We start from the raw sequence: 15183 nt of genomic DNA, 5'->3' as shown, positions 1-15183 counted from the left end.
CCCGATATGAGCACCATCGACTCCACAAGTGCCACGGAGCAGACCCTGGAATGGCTCCTGGAGGCCCTGCGGCAGCGCACCCCGGGCATCCGGCACATCCTCGTGCTGTCCAAGGACGGCCTGAAGATGTGCTACACCACCGGACTCGGCGTCGACAAGGCCGACCAGCTCGCCGCGATCTCCGCGGGCATCCAGAGCCTGTCGCTGAGCGCGTCCGCGGAGTTCGGGCAGCGCCTCGGACCCGGCCAGGCCATGGTCGAGTTCCTCGGCGGCGTCCTGCTGATCGTCCCCGCCGGTGAGGGCGCGCACCTCGCCGTCGTCGCCGACGAGGACTCCGACGTCGGGGTCGTCGGGCACAACATGAGCGAACTCGTCGAGCAGATCGGCGGGTTCCTCACCGCAGCGCCCCGCCGACCCGATCCCGCGCCGTGACCCCCAGGCGGCTCGACGCGGAGGACCCCGACCGGTTCTACACGGTGACCGGCGGCCGCACCGACGCGGGCGACACCGGGCTCGACATCGTCACGCTCGTCATCACCGAGTCCGCGCCGACCCCCGGCATGCAGTCCGAGCACGCCCAGATCCTGAGGCTTGCCGAGGCGCCGGTCGCCGTCGTCGAGCTGTCCGCCGAGCTCAAACTCCCGATCAGCGTCGTCAAGATCCTCCTGATCGACCTCATCGACACCGGACGCCTGTCGGTGCGCGGCCCCGCCGCACGCCGCCGCTCCGAACTCCCCGACATGGAAACGCTGAAGCAGGTGCTCCTTGGACTCCAAAGTCTCTGACCCCGTGCGCACCCCGCTGCGCAGCACGGCAACGGACGGTCTCAAGATCGTGGTCGTCGGCGGCTTCGGGGTCGGCAAGACGTCGATGGTCGGCGCGGTCAGCGAGATCAGCCCGCTCAGCACCGAGGAGATCATGACGCAGGCCGGCGTCGGCGTTGACGACATCGGCAAGGTCTCCAGCAAGCGGACCACGACCGTCGCGTTCGACTTCGGCCGCATCACCCTCAACGCCGAGCAGGTGCTCTACCTTTTCGGCGCGCCCGGCCAGGACAGGTTCTGGTTCCTGTGGGACCAGCTGTTCTCCGGCAGCCTAGGCGCGGTCGTCCTGGTGGACACGCGGCGGCTGAAGGACTCGTGGTACGCGATCGACCGGCTCGAGCACCACGGCATGCCGTTCGTGGTCGCCGTCAACCGCTTCGAGCCGCACGAGCCGACCCTGGACCAGGTGCGCGACGCCCTGTCGCTCTCGCCCGACGTCCCCATGCTGGACTGCGACGCGCGCATGCGCGAGTCGTGCAAGCTCGTCCTGATCACGCTGGTCCGTCATCTGACCCGTCTCTCGGAGGCCAAGATCTCGGAGGCAAAGCCATGACCGCGGAAGAGCCGATCCGCCTCTACGGCACGCACATCGCGGCCGACCCGACCGACCTGTACGAGGAGATCCGGCGCTCCTACGGGCCGGTCGCGCCGATCCTCCTTGACGACGACGTGCCCGCGTGGTTCGTCATCGGGTACCGGGAGGCCCACCACATCACCAGCAACCCCCAGCTGTTCGCGCGCGACTCGCGGCGCTGGAACCAGTGGGAGCACATCGACGAGGGCTGGCCGCTCATGCCGTACGTCGGCTGGACGCCGTCGGTGATGTTCGCCGAGGGCCCCGAGCACCAGCGGCGCGCGGGCGCGATCGGCGACGCCCTCGACATCTTCGACCGCACCGAGGTCGCCGCGATCTGCGAGCGGGCCGCCGACCTGCTCATAGACGAGTTCTCCGGCGACGGCTCGGCCGACCTCATCGAGCAGTTCGCGTCGCAGATCACCCTGCACGTGATCGCGAAGCTGTTCGGCCTGCCCGACAAGGACATCCCGATCCTCGTCCAGGACGTCGCGGAGTCGCTGGACGTTGACGAGAAGGCCGCGCTCGCGCACGGCCGCATCCAGGAGCGGATGCGCCGTCTGGTCGAGGACAAGCGGGTCATTCCCGGCCCAGACGTCCCGTCGCGGCTGCTCGAGCACGAGGCCGCGCTGACCGACGACGAGATCGTCATCGACCTGCTCGTGGTGATGGCCGCGGCCCAGGCCCCGGTCGGCAACTGGATCGGCAACGCGCTGCGGCTGATGCTGATCGACGACCAGTTCTCGGTGTCCCTGCAGGGCGGCCGCTCCAGCGTCTCGCACGCGCTGAACGAGGTGCTGTGGAAGGACACCCCGACGCAGAACTTCATCGGCCGCTGGGCGGTGCACGACTGCGAGCTGGGCGGGCGGCGCATCAAGCGCGGCGACCTGCTCGTCATGGGCTACGCGGCGGCGAACCGCGACCCGCAGGTGTCCCCGTCCTACCACCACACCGGGACGAACCGGGCGCACATGTCGTTCGGGCACGGCGAGCACGGCTGCCCCTACCCCGGCCCCGAGCTGGGCGAGGTCATCGCCAAGACGGCGATCGAGGTGCTGCTCGACAGGCTGCCCGACGTGGAGCTCGCGGTGGACGCGAAGGAGCTGCAGTGGCGGCCGTCGCTGTGGATGCGCGGCCTGTTCACCCTGCCCGTCACCTTCACGCCCACCGCGAGGGTGGACTTCTAGGGCGTCAGGCCGGGGTGAACTCCACCCGGAGTTCGGCCGGGCCGCGCGTGAAGACGCCCTTCTCGACCGGGACGAAGCCGTCGGCCAGCTTCAGGTCGGGGAGGGCGTCGAGCAGCTGGTTGGTGGCGACCTCGACCTCGGTCTTGGCCAGCAGCGCGCCGACGCAGAAGTGGCGGCCGAGCGCGAACGCGAGGTGGTCGGCGGCGGCGGAGAACGCGTTGGTGGTGCTGAGGTCGTCCCGGAAGATGTCGAAGGCGTCCGGGTTCTTGTAGCGCTCGGGGTCGCGGTTGGCCGAGCCGATCAGCGCGGTGACCGTGCTGCCCGCGGGAATGGTGCCCCCGGCGATCTCCACGTCCTCGGCGGGCTGGCGCATGATCATGTGGACCGGCGGGCGCAGCCGCAGGGTCTCGGCGAACGCCGCGGGGATCAGGCTGCGGTCGGCGCGCAGGGCGGCGAGCTGCTCGGGGTGCGCGAGCAGCAGCGCGAACATGCTCGCGACCGCCTTGTCGGTGGTCTCGCCGCCCGCGGCGAGCAGCAGGCTGCAGAACGACTTGACGTCCTCGTCGCTCATCGTCTCGCCGTCGATCTCGGCGCTGACCAGCGTGGACAGCAGGTCGTCGCCGAGGGCAGAGCGCCGGGCGTTGACGACCGGGAGCATGTACTCGGCGAACTCGGTCTTGGTCTGGATGCCGTCGGCGGTCACCTGCTCGTCGCCGCTGAGGTTCCCCAGGAACGCGATGATCGAGGTGTACCACTTCTGGAACTTCGGCTGGTCGGCCTTGTCGAGGCCGAGCATGTCGACGATGACGCCGATCGGGAACTGGTTCGCGAAGTCGGCGACCAGATCCGCCGATCCGGACGTCCGGAAACGGTCGATGAGCGCCGTCGAGTTCTGCTCGATGATCGGCAGGAACTTTTCCTGGAGTTCACTTCCACGGAACGCGGGGGCAACGAGCGCACGGCGCACGGAGTGCTCCCGGCCGCTCAACTGCATAATGGTCTTGCCGTGGACGGGTTCGAGTTGCCAGTCGTAGTTCGCGGTCGTGAAGACCGAGTCCTTGAAGACCCGCTCGACGTCCGAGTAACGCGAGACCACGTACGACTGCATGGCCTCGTGGTAGAAGAGGGGCGCCTGCTCGCGGAAGACGGCGTACGCGCTGTAGGGGTCAGCGGCGAATTCCGGAGACAGCATATCGGGAATTGTCCCGGTCACGGATCTGGCCTCTCGTCGGGGAAGTTTCCGAGATTCACCCTAAGGACATTTCCGGCCAAGATCCAGATCTGCTTGAGTGACGAGCCGTCACCCGAAGTCTCCTTGACTCCGGATGACGGCTCGTCGGCGATTAACGCAAGTTGAGCATTAAAGCTCTGCGGCGTCAGGAGGTCTGGCTGGTGACCGTCACTCCGGGGTCGGCGGCGTCGCCGGTCACGTAGACGTACTGGGCCGCGGCCGCGTCGCCGAGCTGCGCCTTGAGGAACAGCGCGGCCCAGCGCGCGGTGGTCTCGATGCTCTGGGCCTGGGTGACGGTCTGCGTGGAGGTCTCGGCCTCCGCGCCGGGCGGGCTCTGCACGTCGGTGATGCCGTAGTGGTTGACCCCGGCGATCCGCACGATCTGCTTGGGGCCGTTCTGCAGCTTGGTGTAGGAGGTCTCGGCGTCGGCGGGCAGGGCCGCGCCGTCCACCGTGCCCTGCAGGAGCTGGACGGGGATGCCGTTGTTCATGCTGGCGAAGGTGCCGAAGACCGGCAGCTTGTTGTTGGTGCCGAACAGGGCGGCGGCCTTCACCTCGCTCGGCCTGGTGTAGCCGAGCGTGGTGCAGAACGGGATGCCGCAGCTGCCGTCGGCGACGCCCAGCGCGGCCGCGCCGCCGAAGGAGTGGCCGAGCAGCACGAGCTTGTCGGTGTCGATCTTGCCGTTGAGCGGCGAGCCGGCCCGCACGTCCTCGGCGTCCATCCACTCGACGGCCTCGGCCGGCATCTTCTGCGACGGGTAGTAGTCGCTGTCGAAGAACACGAGGCGCTTGTGGTTGGGCACCACGACGATGAAGCCGTACGCGGCGATCGCCTCGGCGTAGTCGGAGTAGTACTGGCGGTGCACCTTCGCGCCCTGCATGAGCAGCGCGACGGGCAGGCGGCCGGTGGCCCCGGCCGGGTAGTAGACGTCGGCGCCGTCGTTCTTGACCTGGCTTGAGTAGTGGGCGACGGCGGGGTCGGCGGCCGCGGGGGCCTGGAAGGCGGACAGGAGCCCGGCCGCGAGAGCGGCGGCCACGGCGAGACGGGAGGTACGTCCAAGACGCACGGGCTTCCTCCGAAGAGAGTTCCATTTGCGGAACAGCGTTCCACTCGGGCATACGAAGTTTCCCTGACGGATACGGCTGCGGTCAAGGGAGGAAACGTGGCCGTAACAGGGCGTGACAGATCTCGGGACGCCGCCCGGCGACGGCGGGGCGGGCGCGGGCGAAGGGCGGCGAACGGGCGCGGCGCTAGCTCAATTACCGACAGAAACAGCACGCGGTTTTGTCGCCGGATGCGCAGGCCGTATGTCGCCATTTGGCGCGGTTGCCAGGCGACTTAGGCCGCTGTACGGTCCTGAATTCATGGACCTCTCGCCGGCGCAGTTCAGCATCTGGGCGGCACAGCAGCTTGCACCGGAACTCCCCGTCAAGATCGGCCTTTACGCGGATCTGGAGGGCGGCTTCGACCCGGAAGAACTCTGCTCCGTGGCCGGTCGGATACTGAGCGAAATCGAGGCCCTGCATGTGCGGATCGAGACCGTGGACGGGGTTCCCGGGCAGACGCCAGGCCATTGTCTTGACAATTCGGTGACCCGTGTAAATTTCTCCGGAGAATCCGATCCCGAGGCCGCCGCGCGCAGCTGGATGCGCGCCGATCTCGCCGCCCCCCTCAAGCTCGGGACCGATCCCCTGTACCGGCTCGCGCTGCTGACCCTCGGCCCCGGGCGGGCGTACTTCTACCTCAGGTCCCACCACATCGGGGTCGACGGGTACGGCGGCCAGATCATCATCAGACAGGCCGTCGAGGCGTACGCGGCGGTACTGCGGGGCGAGGAACCCGTCGTCGACTTCGGGTCGCTCGCCGACGCCGTCGCGGGGGAGGTCGCGTACGCGTCGTCGGAGCGGCACGCGCGGGACAGGGCGTACTGGACCGAGCGCTTCGCCGAGCCGCCCGAGGTGCGCAGCCCGTCCGGGCGGACCGAGGCCGTCGCGCCCTCGGCCGAGTTCCACAGGGTCGGCGGGGTCCTCACCTCTGACCTCTCGGGGGCCGCCCGCGCGCTGGGCACCAACGTGCCCGGGCTGCTGCTGGCCGCGGCCGCCGCGTTCACCGCGCGGGTGACCGGGACCGACGACGTCAGCCTCGGCGTGCCCGTCGCGGCGCGGACCACGCCGGTGGCGCGGCGGACGCCGATGATGATGTCGAACGTGCTGCCGCTGCGGACGGCGGTCGATCCCGGCCTGACCGTCGCGGGGTTCGTGCGGTCGGTCACCGCTGACGCGGGGGCGCTGCTGCGCCGTCAGAAGTACCGGTACGAGGAGCTGCGCCGCGATCTCGGGCTCGCGGCCGACCCGCGTCCGCTGTACGGGCCCGTCGTGAACATCCTGCGGCTCGACCGGCCGATCACGATGCCGGACGCGCGGCTCACCCTGCGGGTCCTGTCTCTGGGCCCCACCCAGGACCTCGCCATCAACGTCTACGACGGGTTCGAAGCCGACCTGCGCATCGACTTCGACGGCAACCCCGCGCTCTACACCCGGGAAAGCCTCACCGCCCTGCGCGAGTCCTACCTTGCCGTCCTTGACGCGCTCGCCTCCGCGTCGCCCGAGACCCCGTTCGGGCGGCTCGCCCTCGGGCCGTCGCCTGACGCGCTCGTCGGCCCCGCCGAGGCTCCGCCGCGCACGCTCGCGTCGTACGTCGCCGCCCACGCGCTGACCCGCCCCGACGCCCCGGCGATCGAGACCGACACCGAAACGCTCACCTACGCCGAGCTCGACGCCGCCGCCGACGCCCTCGCCCGTTTCCTCCGCGCCCGCGGGGCCGGGCCCGGCGAACTCGTCGCCCTCGCGCTCCCGCGCTCAGCCGACCTGATCACCGCGATCCTCGCCGTGGGCAAAACCGGCGCGGCCTACGTCCCCCTGGACCCCGCCTACCCGACCGACCGCCTCAGCTACATGCTCGACGACTGCCACCCCCTCCTCGCCCTCGCCCACCCCGAAGACATCCCCTCCCTCCCCCCACGCCAATGGCTCACCCCCAACGAGGCCACCTCCTCCCCCGCAGGGTCCGTCTCCCACACGCCGTCTCCTACAGCGCCCACGGCCCACACGACGCGCCTTAACGAGGCCCACGTTTCCTACGCGGCGGGTCCCAACGAGGCAGCCCCTTCTGCCACAACCCGTGTCGCCCACGTGGCGCGTCACGACGAGGCCGCTCCCTCTTCCGGAGGGTTCGTTTCCCATGTGGCTCGGCCGGATGAGGCCGCTTACGTCATCTACACCTCGGGGTCTACGGGGCGGCCCAAGGGGGTCGTCGTCACCCATAGGGGGCTGGCTTCGCTTGCCGACCATCAGGTCGAGTTGTACGACGTCGGGCCTGACAGTCGGGTGCTGGGCGGGTCCTCGCCGAGCTTTGACGCCTCGGTGCTGGAGATGCTGTTGGCGTTCGCGCCCGGCGGGACCCTTGTGGTCGCGCCGGCGGGGGTCAACGTCGGCGGGGAACTGCGCGAGCGGCTGGCCCGGGTGACGCACGCGTTCCTTATCCCGTCGGTTCTCGCCTCGGTGCCCAAGGGGCCGCTTCCCGGGCTGCGCACGCTGTCCGTGGGCGGGGAGGCGTGCCCGCCCGACCTTGTGGAGCTGTGGTCGCCGGGGCGTCGGATGCTCAACGCCTACGGGCCGACCGAGACCACGATCGTCACCGCGATGGGGCGGCTGCCGCACGGCCCGGGCGCGCCCATCGGCGCGCCGGTGCGGGGCGCGCGCCACCACGTCCTTGACTCCGCGCTGCGGCCCGTCCCCGTGGGCGTGCCGGGCGAGCTGTACGTCTCGGGGGCGGGCCTGGCGCGCGGGTACCTCGGACGGCCCGCGCTCACCGCCGAGCGGTTCGTCGCCGACCCGTTCACGCCTGGCGCGCGCATGTACCGCACCGGCGACCTCGTCGTCCGGCGGCCCGACGGGGTGCTCGACTACCTCGGCCGCGCCGACGCCCAGGTCAAGGTGCGCGGGTTCCGGATCGAGCTCGGCGAGATCGAAGCCGTCCTGCGCAGGCACCCGGCCGTCGTGCGCGGCCACGTGGTCGTGCGCGAGGACGGCGGGGTCAGGCGGCTCGTCGCGTACCTCGTGCCGGCGGCTGAGATCGCCGCTGAGGCGCTGCGCGCGTTCCTGGCGGCCGAACTGCCCGAGCACATGGTCCCGGCCGCGTTCGTCGTTCTGGACGCGCTGCCGCTGACGCCGAGCGGCAAGCTCGACGTACGCGCGCTTCCCGAACCCGTCTTCGCCGCGACGGTCTCGCGCGCGCCGCGCACCGCGCGCGAGGAGATCCTCGCCGGGATCTTCGCCGAACTGCTCGGCCTGCCCGAGGTCGGCGTCGAGGACGACTTCTTCGCCCTCGGCGGCGACTCGCTCATCGCGGCGCGGCTCGTCGGACGGGCGCGGGCCGCGCTCGGCGTCGAGCTGAGCGTGCGCGACCTGTTCGAGCACCCGACCGTCGCGGGCCTCGCCTCGGCGGCCTCCCGCGAGGCCGCGCTCCCGCCGCTGCGCAGGATCGAGCACGCCGACCTCTCCCCGCTGTCGTACGCGCAGCGCAGGCTGTGGTTCCTCAACCGGCTCGAAGGCCCGGCCGCGACATACAACATGCCGATCCCACTGCGCCTTTCCGGGCCGCTGGACATCGCCGCCCTGCGCGCGGCCCTTCGCGACGTCGTCACGCGGCACGAGACGCTGCGCACGACGTTCCCCGAGGTCGACGGCGAGCCACGCCAGTGGGTCCACCCCGCGTCGGACGGCGCGGCGTTCGGGGAGCTGTTCCGCAGCGTCGAGACCGCGCCGGAAAGGCTCGGCGCGGAGCTGCACGCGGAGGCCGTGCGGGGGTTCGACCTCGAGTCCTCGATACCGCTGCGCGCGTCGGTCTTCGGCGTCGCGCCTGACGAGCACGTGCTGCTGCTCGTCCTGCACCACATCGCCGGCGACGGATGGTCGATGGCCCCGCTCGCCCGTGACGTCATCGCCGCTTACACCGCACGCGCGGCCGGGAAGGTCCCCGACTGGGAAGAGCCCGCGGTCCGGTACCGGGACTACGCCGTCTGGCAGCACGAGGTCTTCGGCGCGGACGACGACCCGGAAAGCCTGATCGCACGGCAGACCGCGTACTGGCGGGACGCCTTGGCCGGGCTCCCCGACACGCTCCCCCTCCCGCTCGACCACGACCGGCCGCCCGTCGCGTCGTACAAGGGCGGCACCTACCGGTTCACCATCGACGCCGACCTCCACGCCGCGCTCAACGCGCTCGCCCGAGGCGCGCAGGCGAGCCTGTTCATGGTCGTGCAAGCCGCCCTGTCGGCTCTGCTCACCCGTATCGGCGCGGGCACGGACATCCCCCTCGGCTCCCCCGTCGCCGGACGTTCCGACGCCGCCCTCGACGACGTCGTCGGCGTGTTCGTCAACACGCTCGTCCTGCGCGCGGACACCTTGGGCGACCCCGAGTTCACCGACCTGCTCGCCCGCGTCCGCGAGACCGACCTCGCCGCGTACGCCCACCAGGACCTGCCCTTCGAGCGCCTTGTCGAGGTGCTGAACCCGGCGCGGTCCCTGGCCAGGCACCCGCTGTTCCAGGTGATGCTCACCCTCCAGAACAACCCTCCGGCCCGCGTCGAGGTGGACGGCCTGGCCGTCTCGGTCGAGCCGGTGGACCCCGGAGTCGCCAAGTTCGACCTCGAGGTCCAGTTCGAGCCCGGTCCCGACGGCGTCCTGCTCGGCTCGGTCGAGTACGCCGCCGACCTGTTCGCCCCCGAGACCGCGGCCCGGCTCGGCGACTGGCTGCACGCAGTCCTCGCCGCCGTCGCGGCCGACCCCTCGGTGCGCGTGGAGGACATCGACCTTCCCGGCGCCGCGGAGGCCCGTGACGCCGTCCGCAGGCGGGTCGCACAGCAGGCCGACCCGAGGCTCGTCGCGTACGTGGTGCCCGCTCCGGGCGCGTCCATCGACCCTGCCGAGCTGATGGCGTTCGTGCGCGAGCACCTGCCGGAGTCGATGGTCCCGTCCGCGCTGACCGTCCTTGACGCGCTGCCGCTGACCGCCAACGGCAAGGTCGACGTCAAGAACCTCCCCGCGCCCGACCCTTCGGCGCTCGCCACCACCGCGTACCGCGCGCCGCGTACCGAGGCCGAAGGCGTCCTCGCCGGGATAGTCGGCGAGCTGCTAGGCGTCGAACGCGTCGGCGTGGACGACGACTTCTTCGCGCTCGGAGGCAACTCGCTGCTTGCGATGCGCGTTACGTCGCGGGCGAGGGCTGCCCTGGGCGTCGAGTTGCCCGTGCGCGCGCTGTTCGAGACGCCTACGGTCGCCGGACTCGCCGGGCTTCTTGCCGACGCCGTCCCGGCACGGCCTCCGCTGCTGCCCGCCGTGCGGCCCTCCGCGATCCCGCTTTCGTACGCGCAGGCGAGGCTGTGGTTCATCAACCGGTTCGAGGGGCCGTCGGCCACCTACAACCTGCCGATGGCGCTGCGCCTCACCGGGGAGCTCTCACACGAGGCGCTGCGGCGCGCGCTCGGCGACGTCGTCACGCGGCACGAGTCACTGCGCACGGTCTTCCCCGACACCGCGGGCGTGCCGCGCCAGCAGATCCTCGACCCGCGCACCGCCGTGCCCGCCCTGGCCGTCGTGGACGCCACCGAGGCCACGTTGCCCGTCCTGCTCGCCCAGGCGGCCGGACGCGGCTTCGACATCGCCGCCGAACCCCCGCTGCGCGCCCACCTGTTCCGGCTCGCCCCCGACGAGCACGTCGCGCTGCTGGTGCTGCACCACATCGCCGGGGACGGGTGGTCGCTCGCGCCCCTCGCGCGCGACCTCATCGCCGCCTACGCGGCGCGTGCGTCCGGCGCGGAGCCCGGCTGGTCGCCCCTGCCCGTCCAGTACGCGGACTACACGCTGTGGCAGCACGAGCTGTTCGGCGCGGAGGACGACCCGGACAGCCTCGCCGCACGCCAGCTCGCCTACTGGACCGGGGCCCTCGCCGGACTTCCCGAGGAACTGCCTCTGCCCGCCGACCGGCCGCGCCCTGAACAGGCCACCTACCGGGGCGGAACCCTGCGCTTCACCCTCCCGGCCCGCCTGCACGCCGCGCTCTCCGCGCTCGCCCGCGAGACACGTACTTCGGAGTTCATGGTCGCGCGCGCCGCCTTCGCCGCGCTGCTGTCCCGGCTGAGCGGCGCGACCGACATCCCGGTCGGATCGCCCGTCGCCGGACGTACCGACGCCGCCCTCGACGACCTCGTCGGCATGTTCGTGAACATGCTCGTCCTGCGCACCGACACCTCGGGCGACCCGACCTTCCGGGAACTGCTCGCCCGCGTCCGCGAGACCGACCTCGCCGCCTACGCCCACCAGGACCTGCCCTTCGAGCGGATAGTCGAGGCGCTGAACCCGCCCCGCCACCTGGGCCGCCACCCGCTGTTCCAGCACGGGCTCACCTTCCAGAACAACCCGGAACCGCGCCTCGACCTCGACGGCTTCACCGCGCGCGTGGAACCGCTGCACGCCGCCGTCGCCCGCTTCGACCTGCTCCTTGCGCTCAACGAGACGCACACCCCCGACGGCTCGCCTGACGGGCTCGTCTGCGACCTCGAATACGCCCTCGACCTCTACGACCCGGCTACCGCGCGTTCCTTCGCCGCGCGCTTCGCGCTCCTCCTTGAGGCACTTCTCGACGCGCCGGACGCGCCGCTCGCCTCCCACCGGCTGCTGACGCCCGCCGAGGAGACCGTCATCCTCGCCTCCTGGGCAACCGGAAACCTCACCCCCCTCCCCCACCCGCCCCTCCCCCCGAACAACCCCGCACCCTCCACCCCCACCCTTACGCAAGCAAAAACCGCACAGGCGCCCTCCCCCTCTGAGGCCCGGTCAACGGACGAACCGCTCAACCGCGCACCCTCTCCTTCCGCGCTTACGCCGCTGGAGACCTCGCGGGAGTCCTCCCCCACCGGGGCCCGGTCTACGGCGTTCAACCGCGCGCCCTCCACCCCTGCGCTTGCGCCGCTGGAGACTGCGCAGGAGTCCTCCCCCGCCGAGGCCCGGTCTACGGACGAGGCGTCCAACCACGAGCCCTCTACGCCGGTGGAGACTGTGCGGGAGTCCTCCCCTGCTGGGGCCCGGTCGATGGACGAGGCGTTCAACCGCGCGCCCTCCGCTTCCGCGCTTACGCCCGTGGAGACCGGGCGGGGGTCCTCGCTCGGCGGGGACCGGTCGGTGGGCGAGGCGTTCGAGCGGTGGGCCGCGCGCACGCCCGACGCCGTCGCGGTGACGTACGAGGGCGTGGAGGTGACCTACGGGGAGCTGAACCGGCGCGCGAACCGGCTCGCCGCCCTGCTGATCGAGCGCGGCGCGGGACCCGAGCGGTTCGTGGCCGTCAAGCTACCCAGGTCGGCCGAGCTCGTCGCGGCGATCCTCGGCGTCCTCAAGTCGGGCGCGGCCTACGTGCCCATCGACCCCGACTACCCGGCGGAACGCATCGCGTACACGGTCGCCGACAGCGCGCCAGTCCTCACCGTGGACCCCTCGGTGCTCGCTGAGGCCGTCGCCTACCCGGACGCGGACCCCGGCGTACCCGTCGACCCGAGGCATCCCGCTTACGTCATCTACACCTCGGGGTCCACCGGGCTGCCTAAGGGCGTCGTCGTGCCCCACGCGAACGTGCTGCGGCTGATGTCCGCCACCGAGCGGTGGTTCTCCTTCGGCCCCGACGACGTCTGGACGCTCTTCCACTCGACGGCGTTCGACTTCTCCGTCTGGGAACTGTGGGGCGCGCTGCTGTACGGCGGCCGCCTTGTCGTCGTCCCCTACGCGGTCTCCCGGAGCCCGGAAGACTTCCTGGAACTCCTCGACCGCGAACGCGTCACCGTCCTCAACCAGACGCCTTCGGCCTTCTACCAGCTGATGGCCTGCGACGACGGCAGGCCGCTCCCCCTGCGGTACGTCGTCTTCGGCGGCGAGGCCCTTGAGCTGAAGCGCCTCACCGATTGGTACGCGCACGGCCGGGACGCCCTCCTGGTCAACATGTACGGCATTACCGAGACGACCGTGCACGTCTCCTACGCGGCCCTCGACCCGCTCACCTGCGCGACCGCTCCCGGATCCGTCATCGGCGTCGGCATCCCCGACCTGCGCGCCTACGTCCTCGACGACCGCCTGCGGCCGGTGCCTCCCGGCGTCGTTGGCGAGCTGTACATCGCGGGCGCGGGCCTCGCCCGCGGGTACCTGAACCGGCCCGCGCTCAGCGCCGAACGGTTCGTCGCCGACCCCTACGGGCCGCCCGGAAGCCGCATGTACCGGTCCGGGGACCTCGCGCGGCACCTGCCGGACGGGAACCTCGACTACCTCGGCCGCGCCGACCACCAGGTGAAGATCCGCGGGTTCCGGATCGAGCTCGGCGAGATCGAGGCTGCCCTCGCGGCGCTTCCCGAGGTCGCCGACGCCGCCGTCGTCGCGCGCGACAACAGGCTCGTCGCCTACGCCGTCGCCAGGGGGGCCGCCCTTGACGTCGCGTATCTGCGGGCCGCCCTCGGCGAGGCCCTTCCCGCGCACATGGTGCCCGCCCTCTTCCAGGTGCTCGACCGGCTGCCTCTGACCGCGAACGGCAAGCTCGACCGTGCCGCGCTGCCCGAGCCGTCCGCGCCAGAACGCGTCTCCGGCCGCGCGCCCTCGGGCAAGGCGGAGGAGACGATGGCCGCGCTGTTCGCCGAGGTGCTCGGCGTGGCCGAGGTCGGCGCGGACGACGCGTTCTTCGACCTCGGCGGCGACTCCATCGTCGCGATCCAGCTCGTCGCGCGGGCCCGTCAGGCCGGGCTCGTCGTCACCGCGCGCGAGGTGTTCCAGCTCAGGACGGTCGCGGCCCTCGCCGCGGCGGCCCGGCCCGCCGGCGCGGACGACGCGGTGGAGCGCGAGGAGGAGGGCGCGGGGCTCGGGACCGTCCCGCTGACCCCGATCGTCGCGTGGCTGCTCGAGCGCGGCGGCGACATCACCTCGTTCCAGCAGTCGGTGCTGCTGCGGGTGCCGCCCGGGCTCGACCGGGAGCGGCTCGTCCACGCGCTGCAAACCGTGCTCGACCACCACGACGTGCTGCGGGCCAGGCTCGTGGACGACAGGCTCGTCGTCGCGCCGCCCGGGTCGGTGGACGCCACCCCGCTCGTCCGCCGCGTGACCGGCCTTGACGCCCTGGAGGCCGAGACGCTGGCTGCCGCGTCGAGGCTCGACCCGTACGCGGGAACGCTCGTCCAGGCCGTCTGGTTCGACGCTGGAGCCGCGCAGGGACGGTTGCTGGTCATGGGACACCACCTGGCGGTCGACGGGGTCTCCTGGCGGATCCTGCTGCCCGACCTGGTGACCGCGCTGCTGTCGGACGGGCCGCTCCCGCCCGTCCCGACCTCGTTCCGCCGCTGGGCAGGGAAGCTCACCGCCGAGGCCGCGGAACCCGCTCGGACCGCCGAACTCGACACCTGGCTCGACCTCGTCGAAGGGCCCAACCCTCGGCTCGGGGCCCGCGCGCTCGATCCCGTCAGGGACACCGCGGCGACGACGCTGCGGCACACCGTCGAGATCGGGGCCGACACCACGGGGCCGCTGCTGTCCGACGTCACCACGGCCTTCCACGCGGGACCTGACGACGTCCTGCTCACCGGCCTGTCCCTCGCCGTCGGCCACTGGCGCAGGACGCGCGGCGGACGCGGCAGCGGCGTCCTGCTCGACCTCGAAGGGCACGGCCGCGAGGAGATCGTGTCCGGCGTTGACCTCTCCCGTACGGTCGGCTGGTTCACCAGCCTGTACCCGGTGCGGCTTGACCCCGGCATGGCCGACTGGCAGGACGTCGCCACAGGCGGCGCGGCGGCCGGGCGCGCGCTCAAAGCCGTCAAGGAACAGCTGCGCAAGGTCCCCGACAACGGGATCGGCTTCGGCCTCCTCAGGTACCTCAACGAGGAGACCGCAGAGGAACTGCGCGACCTTCCCCGGGCCCAGATCGTGTTCAACTACCTCGGCAGGGTGGCGGCGTCGGAGGACGACTGGAGCCCCGCGCCGGAGGAGCTGCCGCCGGGCGAGGACCCGGGTATGGCGGTCGCGCACGTGCTGGAGATCAACGCGGTCACCGAGGACCGTCCGGGCGGGCCCGTACTGCGCGTCACGCTGACCTGGCCGTCGGACGTACTCGCCGCGTCCGATGTCCGCGCCCTCGCCGACGACCTCTCCACCGCCCTGTACGGGCTGGTAGAGCACGTCCGTAAGGGCGACGCCGGAGGGTTCACCTCTTCAGACCTCCTCGTGGACCTCGACCAGAGGGAGATCGACGCCCTCCAGACGGCCTGGCGCAATAGGTAGAACGTGT

Annotated in this window: 7 protein-coding genes; 5 read left to right on the top strand and 2 right to left on the bottom strand. The window is 71.6% G+C overall.

Annotation, left to right across the window (positions count from 1 at the left end; translation table 11 throughout):
- Window positions 1-6: 6 nt before the first annotated feature.
- From R9X44_RS23665 to R9X44_RS23650, 4 genes are read left to right on the top strand one after another with little or no spacing between them, the layout of a single operon-like run.
- The gene (locus tag R9X44_RS23665) at window positions 7-432 is read left to right on the top strand and encodes a roadblock/LC7 domain-containing protein (RefSeq protein WP_319816449.1); all 426 of its coding nucleotides are present in this window, start codon (window positions 7-9) and stop codon (window positions 430-432) included.
- A complete protein-coding gene (locus R9X44_RS23660; protein ID WP_319816448.1) occupies window positions 429-785 on the top strand; it encodes a DUF742 domain-containing protein in 357 nt (118 codons plus the stop codon). Before R9X44_RS23665 ends, R9X44_RS23660 begins: the two co-directional genes overlap by 4 nt.
- Window positions 766-1377 carry a GTP-binding protein gene (locus tag R9X44_RS23655; protein WP_319816447.1) on the top strand — a complete coding sequence of 204 codons (612 nt, stop codon included), beginning with the start codon at window positions 766-768 and terminating at the stop codon, window positions 1375-1377. Before R9X44_RS23660 ends, R9X44_RS23655 begins: the two co-directional genes overlap by 20 nt.
- Window positions 1374-2585: a cytochrome P450 gene (locus tag R9X44_RS23650; protein WP_319816446.1), complete on the top strand. Its 1212-nt coding sequence runs from the start codon at window positions 1374-1376 to the stop codon at window positions 2583-2585. The genes R9X44_RS23655 and R9X44_RS23650 overlap by 4 nt, the downstream gene beginning before the upstream one ends.
- Before the next feature lie 4 nt (window positions 2586-2589).
- On the opposite strand, the gene R9X44_RS23645 is transcribed toward R9X44_RS23650, so the two are convergent.
- Window positions 2590-3777 (bottom strand): cytochrome P450, encoded by a 1188-nt coding sequence (locus R9X44_RS23645; protein WP_319816445.1) that lies wholly within the window; start codon window positions 3775-3777, stop codon window positions 2590-2592.
- Between the two features lie 184 nt (window positions 3778-3961).
- Entirely contained in the window at window positions 3962-4882 is a 921-nt protein-coding gene (locus tag R9X44_RS23640; protein WP_319816444.1) for a chlorophyllase/cutinase-like alpha/beta fold protein, read from the bottom strand.
- 298 nt (window positions 4883-5180) lie between these two features.
- Between R9X44_RS23640 and R9X44_RS23635 the strand changes: the two genes are divergently transcribed.
- Window positions 5181-15176 carry a non-ribosomal peptide synthetase gene (locus tag R9X44_RS23635; protein ID WP_319816443.1) on the top strand — a complete coding sequence of 3332 codons (9996 nt, stop codon included), beginning with the start codon at window positions 5181-5183 and terminating at the stop codon, window positions 15174-15176.
- Window positions 15177-15183: the final 7 nt, after the last annotated feature.

The sequence above is a fragment of the Actinocorallia sp. A-T 12471 genome (assembly GCF_033875155.1).
Classification (GTDB): Bacteria; Actinomycetota; Actinomycetes; order Streptosporangiales; family Streptosporangiaceae; genus Actinocorallia.
This window is presented reverse-complemented; position numbering and strand designations above follow the sequence as displayed.

Coding starts and splice junctions, on each gene's coding strand:
- R9X44_RS23665 (WP_319816449.1), top strand. CDS start 7: ATGAGCACCATCGACTCCACAAGTGCCACGGAGCAGACCCTGGAATGG.
- R9X44_RS23650 (WP_319816446.1), top strand. CDS start 1,374: ATGACCGCGGAAGAGCCGATCCGCCTCTACGGCACGCACATCGCGGCC.
- R9X44_RS23645 (WP_319816445.1), bottom strand. CDS start 3,777: ATGCTGTCTCCGGAATTCGCCGCTGACCCCTACAGCGCGTACGCCGTC.
- R9X44_RS23635 (WP_319816443.1), top strand. CDS start 5,181: ATGGACCTCTCGCCGGCGCAGTTCAGCATCTGGGCGGCACAGCAGCTT.